The sequence below is a fragment of the Streptomyces sp. NBC_00887 genome (genome assembly GCF_045207585.1).
Window position 1 is genome coordinate 3,319,472 of the sequence record NZ_CP108788.1, and the last position, 14,608, is coordinate 3,334,079.

Here is a 14,608-nt window from a genome sequence, read left to right on the forward strand (position 1 = left end):
GGATTTCCCGAGGTGCTGGGGCCGTCGATCACAGCCACTCCCTCACCGCCGCGCGTTTGCCCTTGCCGGAGAACACTCCGGCGGACCGGAGGGCACTGGCCATGAGCGGGTCCCTCACGGCAACACCATGGACCAGTTCGGGCGTCCGGCGGAAGGCGACAGCTTCGACCGTAGGCCTGGGGGCCGTCCAGGCACCGGCGACCGGGTCCATCCGATGCCGCGCGCAGACCTCCTCGACCAGTGAGCGCGGGCATTCCCTCTCGCCCCGGAGCACTTCCCAGGGCAACGGCAGCTCTGCCCAGATGTAGGTGTCGGGGTGCAGCCCGCCGCCGCTCATGCGGTGCCAGTACGCCACATCGGCAGCCATCAGCCGGGGCACCTTGCCCGGGCAGACGCGATCCAGGATCTTGTCCTGGCCCAGCTCGGACAGGATCGCGAACCAGTGGGCTCGGGCCGCGTTCCACGCCTGTGCGGCCTGGTTCCATGTCGATGAGTCGTCGCCGCGGCGCACGATCATCGTGTCGCGCTCCAACGGATGCCGGTTCCAGGCGTCCTCCAGCAGTTCCGCGACCTGGCGCAGGAAGCCGTTCCACCGGACCAGCAGGTGGGTGAGGTCCTCGTCGGACACCTCGCTAAGCACCTCCGACGTGGGATGCACGTGCGCGACCGCAGACCAGCAGGTCCGCTCAGGATGCGCGCGCAGGCGCTGGAACAGTGCGTCGGCGACCTCGTCGTAGACCTGGCGCTGCCGGCCGTTGGTGAACACACTGCGCATGTAGCCCCGCGCCGTGAAGTACGCGATGAAGGCCGCCGTGTCCGGATCCGTGGCGAAGAGGCCGTACGGCAGTGCGTGGGCGAGCGCTCCCTTGCCCGTCATGGTCACCTCGCGGCGGCGTTGCTCGTGAATCAGCCGCGCCAGCTTCGCCTCCGTACGGCGCAGGAGACGGAAGCGCTTGTTGTACTGACGCTTGGAGACCTCGCCGAGACCGGCGGCAGCTCGCTCGGCCCGGTCGAGACGGTCCACGCCGAAGTCGTTCTGTCCGTACGCGCGGCCTATGGTCTCGCCTGCACGCCGGATGACTTCCTCGATCCGGTCCGGATCGTCTCCCTCACTGTCCGGGAGCTCCGCCACGTCCATGAACAGGTCGGCCACACGGCCGAGTTGACGCTGTGCGCCGACGGGGCGGGCGAAGTCCTCCCGCATGGAGGTGTAACCGTGCCAGACGTTGCGCAGCGAATGCTCGGCGGCCTTCGCGAGTGCCGCCTCCGCGGTCGCGTCGAGTTCGGTGCCCTGGGCCGCGTACAGATCCTGGATGAGCCGGGCCACATCCTCCGGACGCCTGCGCAGTGTGAGCGAGGCGTGCAGTTCACGGAGGAGTTCTTCGACTGTGGGCGACGGCATGAGCGTCACCTTGTCATTCCTCGGCCACGTGCCCAACTGGATATCCGCAGGCGGCAACCGCGGATTCCCACCAGCAGGTCGTTCGTTCCGTGGCGATGTCGCCGACCGGAACTCCACCCTGTGAAAGTCTGCTCATGAATGGTCGGGTTTCCCCATCCGGCCTTGCGGGTGCTGCTTACCCCCGAGTAACAACATGATCATGAACCTCTTCAGCCGCAGTTCCACCCTCCGACGCACAGCGGCACCGACCGCCCCGGTGGCCCTCACGGCCCCCGCGGCCGCGGTGGTGCCGGATCCGGCCCTGGCGGCCCTCACCGGAGAGTGGATGATCGACCCCGCACACAGCAGGATCGGGTTCTCCGTGCGGCACGCCATGGTGACGACGGTGCGAGGCTCCTTCGCGGAGTACGAGAGCCGCCTCTACTTCGACGGCCGGAACCCGGCCCGTTCCAGGGCCCAGATCGCACTGGCCACCGCGAGCGTCGACACGGGCGTGGAACAGCGTGACGCCCATCTGGTCGGCCGTGACTTCCTGGACGCCGCGAGGCACCCGCGGATCACCTTCACCAGCACCGCTGTGAAGATGGCGAACAAGGAGGTCTTCCGCATGACCGGCGACCTGGCCATCAGGGGAATCGCCCGCCCCGTGGTTCTGGACCTCACCTACATCGGTTACGTGACCGACCCGTTCGGGTACGAGCGGGTCGGCTTCGACGGCACCACCACCATCAACCGCTCGGACTGGGGCCTGACGTACAACGCGCGGCTGGCCGAGGGCGGCGCCATGGTGAGCGAGAGGCTCCGCCTCCAGTTCGACATCGCCGCTATCCGAGCCACGGGCTGACCCCGGAACGTCGCTCCGGGACCCAAGGCTCCGAATACGCCTTTGGCGCCAACGGCGTACACGCCACCCGGCTGACGTCGGCCACCGGCCGAGCGGCACCGAGCAAGCCCCTTGCACGCTTCGACGACATCTCGATCCGTGCCGCCGTTTGCCCGCCTGGCGGCCCCTCGGCCGAGTCACCGGAGTCGGTCAACTTCCCCGGACACCACCTGCGGCAGCAGGACGGGGAGGTGTGCATCGGCGCACCGACGACACCGCCTATCGCGCCGACGCAACGTCGCGACGCGTACCCGGACTCTCCGACCGGTCCCTGGCGTCCTTCGAGTCCCGCCGGCCGGCCGGAAGCCACCGTCCGGCCCTGGTGGCCTGGTTGGCCCGGCGGAGTCATGTACGGCCGGACCCACCCTTCGGGCCCGTACTGCGGCCCGCCCTTGTCACCACATCAGCGCTCTTCACGCACGGCGGATATCCCGTCCGAGGGCGCGTCGACCGTCCCTGAGGCCCCTTCCGCAGAGGGAAGTTGTCTGATGAGTCGACGTCTCATCGCCCCTGGAGGGGGTACGGAGGTGAGCATGGCTCTCGTGAAGCGTGTTGCTCTTGCTCCTCGTGCGGTGCGGCAGTTTCGGCGCGTCCGCTCGGTATACGTGGCGGGGATGCTGCTGTCGGCCCTCACCCTGCTCTCCTACAACGATGCGGATACAGGCGGGCGGCAGACGGCGATCGCGGGCGTCTTCCTCGTGGTGTTCGCCGGGCTCCTCACACTGACCACAGTGCAGCTGTGGCGGCACGGGCGGACCAAGCATTGCAGTACGGCGAAGAGGCTCACCCGGCTCAGCATCTGACCGTGGACGGCAGGCATGACTCCCCCGCGCCCGGCTCGCCGTCCGCACCCCGCGAGCGCCGGTCCGGGCGCTGCCGACTGGCCCGAGCCCGCCGACCTTGCGCGTGGACGCCCCCGTAGCGCCCTGAGCGCAGGACGGCACGGTGAAGGTCCTCGACTTCGGGATAGCGGCCATCCTGCGCACGGACGTCACCAAGCTGACCGCGACCGGCAGCCCGATCGGGACGTACCAGATCCTCGACGTCGACCCCACCCGGCGCCGGATCGCACTGTCGCACAAGCAGGAACTGACCGTCGCCCCAGAGGGGCACCGTCATCCTGGCGAGGGCGCCGACTCGATGCACCCCACGGCGGTCGTGCAGAGGACTGCGGACATCAGCGCAGACGACTACCGAATCCGACAGGTCAGCCGGCTCCGCGACCTGACACGTCTGCCCTGACCACCGCGCCACCGCCGAAGCCCACGGGGGCCGGGTCCTCAGCGACCGCCCAGATCGGCTGCGAGGTCCGCATCGCGCATGCCGGGGAAGGCGTAACCCTCGGCCTCCTCCCACGGGACGTCGAGGTCGTCCAGGTGCACGCGCCACTCCGCTCCCGGGAGGGCACGGCGGAGCTCGGTGACCGAGCCCAGCACATGGTCGAGCACCGGCAGCACCCGGTCGGGATCGAGCGGCATCTTGGTGGACCCGGCCACCACCTCGTCCGGTCGGCTGTCATCGCTGTCGTACAGGTACAGGCTCTCCTGGTCCTCGTACGGGAAGGACGCCATGTGGGCGGCGACGATGCGCTCGACAGCGGCCGTCTCGGCATCCGTAAGTGGGATCGCCCGGCTCGCGCAGTAGTACAGGGAGACGCTCATGGCCCGAGCGTACTGAGGGGGTAGGACAGCCACCGGACACCCCATCCGGTCGGCTCGCGGCTGCCTTTCCCTTCAGCGGCTGAGTTGTCGCCGAGGGGCCTGGAATCCTGTGGTGGGATGGCGCCGTGAGCCGCACCGTGGAAGAGACCAACCGTCGCATGCTCCGGGCAAGGGACGCGATGGACCGTGCGTACGCGCATCCCCTGGGCGTACCGGCACTGGCCAGGATCGCCCATGTGTCACCGGCGCACTTCGCCCGCACCTTCCGCGCCACCTTCGGCGAGACTCCGCACCGCTATCTGCAGCGGCGCCGTGTCGAACGGGCGATGTTCCTGCTGCGGGAAAGCGACCGCAGTGTCACGGACATCTGTTACGAGGTCGGCTTCGGCAGCACCGGTACATTCAGCCGCACGTTCCGCGACATCGTCGGCCGGTCGCCGAGGACGTACCGCAAGGAAACGGCTGCCATGAACGTGCCCACGTGCTTCACGAAGGCATGGACGCGGCCGAGTGGCTGAACGCCGGTGCGACCCTCCGACCGGGACCGACGGCTGAGCGGTTTTGGATAAGTTTTCGACGGGACTGCCGACTAGCGTGATGCACATGTTCAACGCAATCACACACTCACAGATCTTCGTCCTCGACCAGGACGAGGCCCTCGACTTCTACGTCGGCAAGCTCGGCCTGGAAGTGAACGCCGACGTCGACATGGGCTTCATGCGCTGGCTCACCGTCAGCGTCCCCGGCCATCCCGACCGCCAGGTCCTGCTGGAGAAGCCGGGCCCTCCGGCGATGTCCGAGGAAACAGCCGAGCAGGTCCGCGAACTGCTGACCAAGGGTGCGCTGGGCAGCGCGCTCATCCTCACCACGGAGGACTGCCGCAAGACGTACGAGACGTTGCTTGCCCGGGGCGTGGAGTTCACGGATGAGCCGACGGAGCGCCCGTACGGGATCGACTGCGGCCTGCGCGATCCCTTCGGCAACCACCTCCGGTTCACCCAACTCAAGGCCTGAAGCGCGGCAGGGGCGCCCGGATCGCAGCGGTAGTCACGCCGGCGCCACCGGTCGCCCGGCCCGACACAGAGCGACCGGGACACGGCCGTCCGGAGGCCGGGGAGGCTGCGTTGGGCTTCGCCGACAACCCCGCCGACGAGCGGGACGTGCACCGCCCGGCCGCCGAGCGTGCATCGGCGAGGGCGGCGAACTGACCGCGCGTGCGGAGGAGAAGAACACCACGGCATGCTCAAGGGCCTGCTGGGCTCTTTCGTATCCGAGCGGATCACCGTCACCTGCGCCTGACTGCCGCGGTCCCGGCCGTCAGGGCGCGAGCCCGACCGTCCCCCGGAAGTGCGGGCACTCCATGAAGTCCTCGTGCTCGCAGGCGAGCGCGCACTCGATCAGGTCCAAGGACGCCTGCGCGGCGGCGATCCTGGAGCGCAGCGCCTCCGCCTCCCCGCGCAGGACCGACCGGCGCGCGCCGGGAGCGGACGCCGAGACCAGCGTGCGGATGGCGTCGAGGCCGAGCCCCGCCTCCTTGCCGCGCAGGATCACCGCGACCCGGACCGCGTCCTGTTCGCCGTAGCGGCGGCGGCCGGCCACGTCGCGGGCCGGGGCGAGCAGCCCTTCCGCCTCCCAGTGGCGCAGCACGTGCGTGGCGAGACCGAACCGCTCGGCCAGGACTCCGATACTCAGGACAGCCGTCAGGGAATCGCTTGACTTCATGTCGGCATTAAGTCGCAGCCTGGCGTCATGGACAAGGACACGAAGAACCTTCTGCGCGTGCTCGACGCCGTCGACCACTCACCCGGAGCCGCCGAACTACGCTCGCTCACCTATGCGTTGCTCCGCGGGCCCGTGGACGGGACCGTACTCGACGCCGGCTGCGGGGCCGGGCGCGCGGTCGGCGACCTGACGGCCTTGGGAGTGGCGGCCGAGGGCGCCGACCTCGACGAGGGCATGATCGAGGCGGCCCGCGACCGGCTGCCGGGCGGGACGTTCCGCGTCGCGGACGCCTGTGACCTGCCGTACGGCGACGCCTCCCTGGCCGGGTACCGGGCCGACAAGCTGCTGCACACCCTCCCCGACCCGACACGGGCGCTGGCCGAGGCGCGGCGGGTGCTCAAGCCGGGAGGGCGGGCGGTGCTGGTGGGGCAGGACTCGGACACGGCGGTGATCGACTCCGACGACGCGGCCCTGACCCAGACCATCGTCCGGGCGAGGGCCGCCCTGGTCGCCAGTCCCCGTGCCGCGCGCGCCCACCGGAACCTGCTGCTGGACGCGGGGTTCCACGAGGTGCGTGTGGAGGTCCGGACGGCCGTCTTCACCGGGCTGGAGCTGCTGCCCATGGCGACGGGTCTGGCCGAAGCGGCCGCCGCGGCGGGCGGCGTCCCTGCGCGCGAGGCCAAGGCGTGGATCGCCGAACAGCGCGACCGGGCGGTGCGGGACAGGTTCTTCATGGCGGTGCCGTTCTTCCTCGCCTCCGCCACCGTTCCGCGCGACTGAGCGGGAGCACCACCTCGGGCCGCAGCCGTCGCGGCGGCCCGAGGCACGGCGGCCTCCGACGCCGAGGCGTGCGCTGCCTGGTGGAAGCCGGGGTGTGGTGCGGGTAGCCCTCCCGGATCAGACCTGCCGCACCACCCGCACGCCGAAGCCGTAGGAGCCGAGGGCTTCGGCGATCCCCATGAAGAGCAGGCTGTAGTGCTCCTGGCCGCGCGCGGTGGTGATGCCGCCGAGGTCGAGGAGCGATTCCGAGGGCCACCCCAGGTCGTTCAGCAGTGCGCCGGCCGTGACCTTGGCCTCTGCGTCGTCGCCCGACAGGAAAAGGGTGCTGGGGCCCTCGACCGAGTCCGGTGCCACCATGAGCCGGGCGTCGACGGTACAGAGCGTCTTGACGACCCGTAGGTCCGGGAACGTCCGCTGGATCTCCTCGCCCAGGCTCTCCACGGGGTGGGAAAGGGTGTTGTCCTCCCCGAAGCCGACCGCGACGTCGATGAGCACTTTGCCGGCCAGGGCAGGCGCCCCGACTCCCCCGAGCAGCGCCACTGACGCGGTGCCGGGTGTCGCGTTGACCAGCACCTCCGCACCGGCCACGGCCGCCGCCGTGTCCACGACCGGGATGTCGTCCCCCACCGCGGATGCCAGTTCGGACCGCAGTTGCGCGTCGTCAGGCCGCCGGGACCCGAGAACGACGTCGTGTCCCGCTCGGGCCCAGCCCATGGCCAGCGCGCGCCCTACATGGCCCGTTCCTAAGATTCCGATTCTCATGGTCGTAACGCTATGCCGGGCCGTCCCGTCGTCGCCTCGTCCCGAAGACCGGTCTGCCCTCCCCCATCAGCCCTACGTCTCGGGCCCCGGCCTGGCCGGTAGGGATAACCCCCCGCTGAGGACGCCGGGTCGCCGCAATGCACAGACACCTGTGCACAGACGACTGTGTAGGCATGCCACAGCAACCCGGTGCACCCTGCCCCGCAGAGCCGGAACGTCCGTCCCCTGCGCCCGTCGAGATCGGCGATCTCGCCACGCTCAAGGCGCTCGCCCATCCGCGCCGTCAGCGTGTGCTCGAGCACCTGACCCTGCACGGTCCCGCCACGTCGGCGACGCTCGCCCGGGCCCTCGGGCTGAACACGGGGTCGACGAGCTACCACGTGCGCGAGCTGGCCAGGTACGGCTTCGCCGAGGAGGCGGACTTCACAGACGGGGCGGAGGTTGCGGCCTCCGGGCGCCGGGAGCGCTGGTGGCGTGCCGTACCCGGTGACCGCCGCTTCCCGCCGCGCAGCCGTCAGAGCCCTGAGACGCGGCACGTCATGGACGAGCTGAACCACCATGCGTACGCCGCCGACCTGGACCTCTTCGAGCGTCTCCGGCGAGACGCGGACGACGGCCCGTGGGCGGACGCGTTCCCGTACTCGCGCGGCTCCGTCCGGCTCACGCTGCCCGAACTCCGGGAGTTCTTCGAGGAGTACATCGCCCTCCTCAACCGATACAAGCGGCCCGATTCCGAGACGCCGCCCGGCGCGCGCACCCTGCTCACCCGGTTCCTCGCCTTCCCCGCTCCCGGGCCCACGGCGGACGCCGGCACGACCGGAGCCGGCCGGGAAGACGCCCACGTATCCCACAGCGGAGAGGCAGACCCCTCATGATGCTGCGCTACGCCCTGAAGACCGTCCGTGCGCGCAAGGCCGGCTTCGCCGGTGCCTTCGTCGCCCTCATGTGCGCAGCAGCCATGATCACCGCATGCGGCACCCTCCTGGAGACCGGGCTGCGCGGGACCATCCGCACCGAACGCTACGCCGCGGCTCCGGTCATGGTCTCCGCCGACCAGAACGTCCACCGGACCACCGTCACGCAGAAGAAGGGCAAGACCAAGGTCAAGCACAAGGCCAAACCCATCGCCGAACGTGCCTGGCTCCCCGCAGACATCGGGCAGACCCTCGCCGGGACTCCCGGCATCGGCCGAGTGATCCCCGAACTCACCTTCCTGGCCCAGCCGCTGACCCCGGGCGGTACCGGAGACAGGGCCACATACGGGCACGACTGGGCGTCCGCCGAGCTGACCCCGTACCGGCTGACCGCGGGCTCCGCCCCGCAGGCGGCCACCGATGTGGTGATCGACCGCTACCTCGCCGAGCGCGCCCGCCTGGAACCCGGGGACCACCTCACCGTCCAGTCGACGCAAGCTCCGCGCTCCTACCGCGTCTCCGGTGTGGCCGCCCCCGCCAGAGTCGTTGCCAACCAGACGTCCCTGTTCTTCTCCGCCCCGGAGGCCCTCCGCCTCGCCGACCGCCCCGGGCAGGTGACCGCCTTCGGTGTCCTCCCGGCCGCAGGGACCGACACCCGTAAGGGACCGCTGGTACGGGCAGTAACCGAGGCACTGCACGGAACCGGTGCCCAGGTCAGCACCGGCGACGCGCGGGGGCCGGTGGAGTTCCTGGACGCCGCCGCCGGGCGCGTCAAGCTGGTCAGCATGGGTGGGGCGATGGCCGGCACCTCGCTGCTCGTGGCGGTCCTCGTGGTCGTCGGGACCTTTGCGCTCACCGTCCAGCAGCGCCACCGCGAACTCGCCCTGCTCCGCGCCATCGCCGCCACCTCCGGACAGATCCGCAGGCTGCTCGGGCGCGAGGCCCTGATCGTCGGAGCGGCCGCGGGCACGGCCGGAGCCCTGGCGGGCCTTCCTCTCGGCGGGTGGCTGCACGGCAGGTTCGTCGGTCTGGGCGCCGTGCCCGCCACACTTCAGCACACCGTCAGTGTGTTCCCGGTGCTCGCCGCCGTCGCCGCGACCCTGTTCGGGGCCTGGGCGGCCGCTCGGATCGCGTCCCGCCGGGTTTCCCGGATCCGGCCGGCCGAGGCACTCGCCGAAGCGCAGGTCGAATCCACCCGGCCCGCGTGGGGCCGCCTCGTCGCCGGCCTGGTGCTGCTGGCCGGCGGCGTCGTCCTCGTCGCGCTGCTCGGCGTCCTGCACACCGAGCCCGCGTCGACTCCGGTGACGTTCCTCGCGGTCGTCGTCCTGTCCACGGCTGTGGCGCTGCTCGGGCCTCTCCTGGTCAGGGGAGCAGCCTTTCTCCTCGCCGGGCCACTGCGGGCGGCCGGCCACGGCGGCAGACTCGCCACCGCCAACCTCCGCGGGAACGCCGTCCGTATGGCCTCCGTCGTCACTCCGCTCACTCTGCTCGTCGGCATGACCTGCACGGTGCTCTTCGTACAGCCGACGCTCGGCAACGCCGCCCGCGCCGAGACCCGCGAGGGCATCCGAGCCGACTGGGTTGTCGCGTCCCGGGGCCCGGGCATCCCGTCCGAGGCGGCACACCGACTGCGTACGCACGACGACGTCGTCACGGAGGTGGTCGGTACGACGGTCAGGGTCGGCCTGGACACGTACACGGCCCAGGGCGTCACTCCGGCCGGTCTCTCCCGCACCTGGGACCCGGACATCACCGCCGGCTCGCTCGACAGGCTCACGCAGAGCACTGTCGCCGTCAGTGAACTGGCCGCAGCTCGACTCCGTTTGAAGCCCGGAAGCACCCTGGAGCTGACACTCGGCGACGGCACACCCGCCACGCTCACCGTCGCCGCCGTCTACGCCAGAGGCCTCGGCTTCGGAGACCTCACCCTCGCGCACGATCTGGTCGCACGCCACGTGGACAACCCGCTCTCCTCCTCCCTCCTGGTCGGCACGGACCGTACGCAGGCAGACGTCGCGACCACACTGCGGCAGTTCCCTGGCCTCACGGCACTCTCCCCGGCCGCCGCGGACACCATGCTGGCGCAACGCCAGCAGTCCGCCTCCGAGGTGAACCTCATCGCGATGGGGCTCGTCCTGGCCTTCACCGCCATCGCCGTCGTCAACACACTCGCCATGTCCGTCTCCGAGCGCATCCGGGAGTTCGCACTGCTACGGCTCTCCGGGGCGACCCGCCGCCAGGTGCTGCGCATGCTGCGTATCGAGGCCCTGTCCGTGCTCCTCCTGGCCACCGCGCTCGGCAGTTGCATCGCCCTGGCCATCCTGACGGCGTTCAGCGTCGGCATGACGGGCCGGGCGGCGCCGACCGTCACGCCTCTCACCTACGTCGCAGTCGTCGCCGGAGCCGGACTGCTCGCGCTCATCGCAACGTCCGTGCCGGGCCGCCTTGCACTGCGGGTTAGGGCAGTGACGGTGGCGACGGCCAGGGAATAGCGTCCGCCGGGATGATCTTGCGTTGGTTGCGGACGCGGTCCGTGACCGGCCCGGCCGTCTACCTATCCGGCAAGGTTGAGGTGGTGCAGTCGCGCGATGCCGAGCATGGCGTGGTGGACGCCGTCGCCTTTGAGGCACCTCCTCGTCTGCGCCCAGAGCTACAGCGCCGCGCTGGGACGCGAGCAGTTCTCCGCCGTGCTCCTGGGGCGGGTCGACACCCGCACCTGGAGCCAGGCGGCCCCGCAGGTCGCCACCGTCCCGAGGGCCGGCACCCTCCCGGGCCGCTTCCACGCCGGGGGAGTACCGCGGTGATCCCGGGGCGGTGGTCCGGGTTGACAGTGGCCGGTCCGCTCCCTAGCGTTCGGTCCACTACCTGATTCGCATTCACATACACGGACGACATCTAAGGTGGACATCGTGGCAGAGCAGCAGCGTCGCGTCGTGGTCTCCGGCGGCGGCACCGGCATCGGCAAAGCGACCGCGGCCGCCTTCGCCGCCGGCGGGGACCGGGTCATCCTCCTCGGCCGGCGCGAGGACGTCCTGCGCTCCGCTGCCGACGAGATCACCGGTGACCACGGCAAGGGCAGTGCCGACTTCCACGCCGCGGACCTCACCCAGCCCGAAGAGGTCCGCCGAGCCGCCGCGTTCATCACCGCGGACGGCCCGGTGGACGTCGTCGTCACCAACGCCGGGGGCAACGTCGTCTCCGGCGGTGACGGCACCCTGGAGGGCGTCGCCGACGGCTATCTGCGCAACTTCGCCGCCAACGTACTGACCGCGGTGCTGCTCACCGAAGCGCTGCTGCCGCACGTCGTACGCCCCGGCGGCCGGATCGTCCACCTGTCGTCAATCGCAGCCCTGCGCGGCCCCGGCTCGTACGGCGGCTCCAAAGCGGCCCTGCACGCGTACACCTTCGAACTCGCCCAGCGGCTCGGCGCCGAGGGCATCACCGTGAACGCGGTGGCCCCGGGCTTCGTCGGCGACACCGAGTTCTTCGGGGACCGCGCCACACCGGACTTCGTCGCGGCCCGGGTCGCACAGTCCCTCACCGGCAAGCCGGGGCAGCCCAGCGAGATCGCGGCCGCGATCCAGTACCTGGCGTCACCCGCCGCCGGGTACACCACCGGTCAGATCCTGCACGTCAACGGCGGGGCGATGCTGGGCCGTTAGGCACTGTCTCTCGGATGTCCGGACGTGGGTGGGGTGTTGGGGCCAGGCCGGCTTCATGGGTCGTGGGGATCTGACGAATGCGGAGTGGGATCGGCTGGAGTCGCTCGTGCCTCCTGGTGGTGTGCGTGGTGGTCGGTGGAGCGACCACCGTCGGGTGATCAATGGGGTTCTCTACCGGGTGCGGACCGGCGTGCAGTGGCGGGATCTGCCCGAGCGGTTCGGGCCGCGGGAGACGGTCTATAAGCGACATCGTCGCTGGTCAGCGGATGGGACTTGGCAGATGCTGCTGTCCCGCAGTCAGGCAGTCGAGGACGCGTCGGGCGGGATCGCCTGGGACGTATCGGTGGACTCGACAGCAGTGGGAGCCCACCAGCACGCCGCCGGCGCGAGGAAGGTGTCCCCGGCCGCCGTCTCTCAAAGGAGGGCCGAGCGCGGGACGAACCAGGTCGATCCGGTACTGCGGAACCTGGCCGCCCATCTGGAGGGGGCGGTCAGATCGGTGAATGCCTGGGACGTTCCCGCGGCGGATTCACCGTCGGTCCCGCAGTCCGCCCGGATCCGGAACTACTGGCTGGGCGGGAAGGACAACCACCCCGTCGACGAGGCGGCCGGCGACGCGTACAGCGCCGTCCTCCCCGGTATCGTCACGATCGCCCGCAGCAGCCGCGCCTTTCTGAGCCGCAACATCACTCATCTGGTCACCGAGGCGGGCATCCGGCAGTTCCTGGACGTCCGGACCGGCCTGCCGACCGGGGACAACACCCACGAGGTCGCCCAGCGGCTCGCGCCCGAGACCAGGATCGTCTACGTCGACCACGACCCGATGGTGCTCGCGCACGCCCGCACCCTGCTCACCTCCACACCCGAGGGAGCGACCGCCTACATCGACGCCGAGCTGACCGACCCCGACCGCATCCTCGCGGTGGCCGCCGAGACGCTGGACCTCACCCGCCCCACTGCCCTGATCCTCAGCAAACGTCCTGGGTCACGTCGCGGACTACGACCAGGCGCGCGCCATCGTCACCCGCCTGATGGACGGTCTGCCGTCCGGTAGCTACCTCTCCATCAACGACGGTTCACGGGGCACCGACGCCGACTACGAGCAGGCCCAGGACGCCTACAACGAAACCGGTGCGGTCCCGTACTTCCTGCGCCCCGTCGACAAGATCGAGGGGTTCTTCGACGGTCTCGATCTCCTGGACCCCGGAGTCGTCCCGGTCCCGTTCCGGCGCCCGGCCCCCGACGCCCCGACCCCGGAGCCCATCGGCGAGCACGGCGGCCTCGCACGCAAGCCCTGGCGATCAGAGTGCCGCAGAACGGCCTCCCGGCTTCTGCCAGACGGAGACGTGTGACCTGCTGGACGCGGTGAAAGGTGCTTCGTTCCAGTCGTCCCACCGTTCGGCCAGGTCCAGCCCGGCGAGCCTGGCCATCAGGTCGAGCTCGGATGGCCAGACATAGCGGTGGGGCGAGAGGAACGTGGATCCCCGGCCGTCCACGATCGTGTAGTGGTGGGAGACCACCTGCTGGTTCACCACGTCGTACGTGTCGAAGCCGACATGATGCTCACCGATGTGGAACGGGCGCGCGGTCTCGCCGGGTGGCAGCCGCTGCAGTTCTGGGACGAAGACCTCGATCACGAATCGGCCGCCCCGGCGCCAGGTGCCCCGCGGCGTTGCGGAAACACGCGATCTGCTCCTCCTGGGAGAGCAGGCAGGTGATGGCGTTGTAGACGAGGTAGACCAGGCTGAACGTGCCCGGCGCCCGGCAGCTCGTCATGTCTCCTGCGGTCACCACCACATCGCGCCCGCCGGGCTTCCTGGCAAGCTCCCGGGCCATCGGCTCCGACTTCTCGATCCCGGCGACTCGAACGCCTCGCGCGCTCAGCGGCAGCGCGACGCGCCCGGTTCCCACCGCGAACTCCAGCGCCTGTCCATGACCGGCACAGCGCGCGAGAAAGTCGACCGTGGGGCCCAGGACTTCGGGCGTGTACATGTGCGCCGATGACTCGTCGTATCCCTGTGCCACCTGTTCGTTCCACACGTCCGCATCCATGCGGCCGAAGGCTGCCAGGCGGCGCGGTGTGCGAGCCACCGGATTTCGCTCCGAGAAGCCGCTACGGCCCCGAGTACGGCAACGCGCGTAGCCCGCCGGAACCGGCAAGTCGCCACCTGTCCTCGTGCGGTGGAGCAGCCTGAGGAACGGACGATCGCGGCCATTGACCTGTCAGCAGCGTTTCCGTCCCGGCTGGCGGGTGACGTACGGAGCGTCTCGGCGGTGATGCCGGATGCCACGTACTCGCCGGCGGATCCCTTCCGGGTCGACGTGCAGGGCGAGACGGTCGCCATCCCCTCGCGCCTCTATCGGCACGAGCCGGCTGCCGGCTGGGAGGCTTCCCTGACCCCGCCCCAAAAGGTGATCGCGCGCTGCCTGTACTCCCGCCACAGTGACGGCTACGTCCGCCAGCGGCACATCGAGCAGGTCCTGGAATCGAGCGAGCCCTGGGTCGCCCCGTTCGTCGTGCAACTGGCCGGCGAGTACGTTCTGGAGATCCTTGAGGCGATCGGGCATGGGCTTCCTGGGCTCGCCGTCCCGGGCTCGGTCCAGCGCAAGCTCTACGGTGAATTCGTCGCCCGGAACCCCGCGTTCTTCGTGCGCACGGAGCGCCGGGCGGTCAACTACTGGGCGTGCCATTACCGCTGGAAGTACGCCGCGTTCGGCACGTATCCGGGGCCCGCCCTGTTGGAGGCGTTCCGGACGGCCGCGTCGGAACACACCGGCACGCGGTGGCCGCGCAACACGCCTCCCCCCGTCTGAGGACGTGG

15 protein-coding genes and 3 pseudogenes are annotated in these 14,608 nt (G+C 70.4%); 13 read left to right on the forward strand and 5 right to left on the reverse strand.

Going from position 1 to position 14,608, the window contains the following annotated elements:
• Positions 1-28 precede the first annotated feature (28 nt).
• Entirely contained in the window at positions 29-1,402 is a 1,374-nt protein-coding gene (locus OG844_RS15115) for a hypothetical protein (protein WP_406390641.1), read from the reverse strand.
• Positions 1,403-1,601: 199 nt separating this feature from the next.
• On the opposite strand from OG844_RS15115, the gene OG844_RS15120 reads away from it, so the two are divergent.
• The 3 genes from OG844_RS15120 (at position 1,602) to OG844_RS15130 (ending at position 3,527) form a co-directional block, all read left to right on the forward strand.
• Positions 1,602-2,246, forward strand: a complete 645-nt coding sequence (locus OG844_RS15120) for a YceI family protein (RefSeq protein WP_406390642.1) — start codon at positions 1,602-1,604, stop codon at positions 2,244-2,246.
• A gap of 572 nt (positions 2,247-2,818) precedes the next feature.
• Positions 2,819-3,088 (forward strand): hypothetical protein, encoded by a 270-nt coding sequence (locus OG844_RS15125; RefSeq protein WP_406390644.1) that lies wholly within the window; start codon positions 2,819-2,821, stop codon positions 3,086-3,088.
• A 142-nt stretch (positions 3,089-3,230) separates the two neighbouring features.
• A complete protein-coding gene (locus OG844_RS15130; protein ID WP_406390646.1) occupies positions 3,231-3,527 on the forward strand; it encodes a hypothetical protein in 297 nt (98 codons plus the stop codon).
• A 38-nt stretch (positions 3,528-3,565) separates the two neighbouring features.
• Here the strand turns inward: OG844_RS15130 and OG844_RS15135 are convergent, their stop codons facing one another.
• A complete protein-coding gene (locus OG844_RS15135; protein ID WP_406390648.1) occupies positions 3,566-3,946 on the reverse strand; it encodes a hypothetical protein in 381 nt (126 codons plus the stop codon).
• A 158-nt stretch (positions 3,947-4,104) separates the two neighbouring features.
• On the opposite strand from OG844_RS15135, the gene OG844_RS15140 reads away from it, so the two are divergent.
• Both OG844_RS15140 and OG844_RS15145 read left to right on the forward strand, forming a co-directional pair.
• A complete protein-coding gene (locus OG844_RS15140) occupies positions 4,105-4,464 on the forward strand; it encodes a helix-turn-helix domain-containing protein (protein WP_406396143.1) in 360 nt (119 codons plus the stop codon).
• 85 nt (positions 4,465-4,549) lie between these two features.
• Positions 4,550-4,960 carry a VOC family protein gene (locus tag OG844_RS15145; protein ID WP_406390650.1) on the forward strand — a complete coding sequence of 137 codons (411 nt, stop codon included), beginning with the start codon at positions 4,550-4,552 and terminating at the stop codon, positions 4,958-4,960.
• A gap of 303 nt (positions 4,961-5,263) precedes the next feature.
• Here OG844_RS15145 and OG844_RS15150 read toward each other — a convergent pair whose 3' ends face one another.
• Positions 5,264-5,668, reverse strand: a complete 405-nt coding sequence (locus tag OG844_RS15150) for a MerR family transcriptional regulator (RefSeq protein WP_406390652.1) — start codon at positions 5,666-5,668, stop codon at positions 5,264-5,266.
• Between the two features lie 27 nt (positions 5,669-5,695).
• On the opposite strand from OG844_RS15150, the gene OG844_RS15155 reads away from it, so the two are divergent.
• On the forward strand, positions 5,696-6,448 hold the full coding sequence (locus tag OG844_RS15155) for a methyltransferase domain-containing protein (RefSeq protein WP_406390654.1): 753 nt from the start codon (positions 5,696-5,698) through the stop codon (positions 6,446-6,448).
• A 117-nt stretch (positions 6,449-6,565) separates the two neighbouring features.
• Here the strand turns inward: OG844_RS15155 and OG844_RS15160 are convergent, their stop codons facing one another.
• Entirely contained in the window at positions 6,566-7,210 is a 645-nt protein-coding gene (locus OG844_RS15160) for an NADPH-dependent F420 reductase (protein WP_406390656.1), read from the reverse strand.
• A gap of 173 nt (positions 7,211-7,383) precedes the next feature.
• Here OG844_RS15160 and OG844_RS15165 point away from each other — a divergent pair, with 173 nt between their 5' ends.
• The 6 genes and pseudogenes from OG844_RS15165 to OG844_RS15190 all read left to right on the forward strand — a co-directional run bounded on the left by OG844_RS15165 (position 7,384) and on the right by OG844_RS15190 (position 13,138).
• Positions 7,384-8,085: a helix-turn-helix domain-containing protein gene (locus tag OG844_RS15165; protein WP_406390658.1), complete on the forward strand. Its 702-nt coding sequence runs from the start codon at positions 7,384-7,386 to the stop codon at positions 8,083-8,085.
• Complete coding sequence (locus OG844_RS15170) at positions 8,082-10,616, forward strand: FtsX-like permease family protein (RefSeq protein WP_406390660.1); 2,535 nt, start codon at positions 8,082-8,084, stop codon at positions 10,614-10,616. The genes OG844_RS15165 and OG844_RS15170 overlap by 4 nt, the downstream gene beginning before the upstream one ends.
• 96 nt (positions 10,617-10,712) lie before the next feature.
• On the forward strand, positions 10,713-10,928 hold the full coding sequence (locus OG844_RS15175) for a hypothetical protein (protein WP_406390662.1): 216 nt from the start codon (positions 10,713-10,715) through the stop codon (positions 10,926-10,928).
• 105 nt (positions 10,929-11,033) lie between these two features.
• Positions 11,034-11,786, forward strand: coding sequence for an SDR family NAD(P)-dependent oxidoreductase (locus tag OG844_RS15180; RefSeq protein WP_406390664.1), 753 nt, complete (start codon positions 11,034-11,036; stop codon positions 11,784-11,786).
• A 55-nt stretch (positions 11,787-11,841) separates the two neighbouring features.
• Positions 11,842-12,210 (forward strand): annotated as a pseudogene (locus tag OG844_RS15185) (IS5 family transposase); the annotation flags it as partial.
• Positions 12,211-12,285: 75 nt separating this feature from the next.
• A pseudogene (locus tag OG844_RS15190) lies at positions 12,286-13,138 on the forward strand (SAM-dependent methyltransferase).
• On the opposite strand, the pseudogene OG844_RS15195 reads toward OG844_RS15190, so the two are convergent.
• Positions 13,088-13,838, reverse strand: a pseudogene (locus tag OG844_RS15195) (methyltransferase domain-containing protein). The pseudogenes OG844_RS15190 and OG844_RS15195 overlap by 51 nt on opposite strands.
• Before the next feature lie 129 nt (positions 13,839-13,967).
• Between OG844_RS15195 and OG844_RS15200 the strand changes: the two are divergent.
• Positions 13,968-14,600 carry a hypothetical protein gene (locus tag OG844_RS15200; RefSeq protein WP_406390666.1) on the forward strand — a complete coding sequence of 211 codons (633 nt, stop codon included), beginning with the start codon at positions 13,968-13,970 and terminating at the stop codon, positions 14,598-14,600.
• Positions 14,601-14,608: the final 8 nt, after the last annotated feature.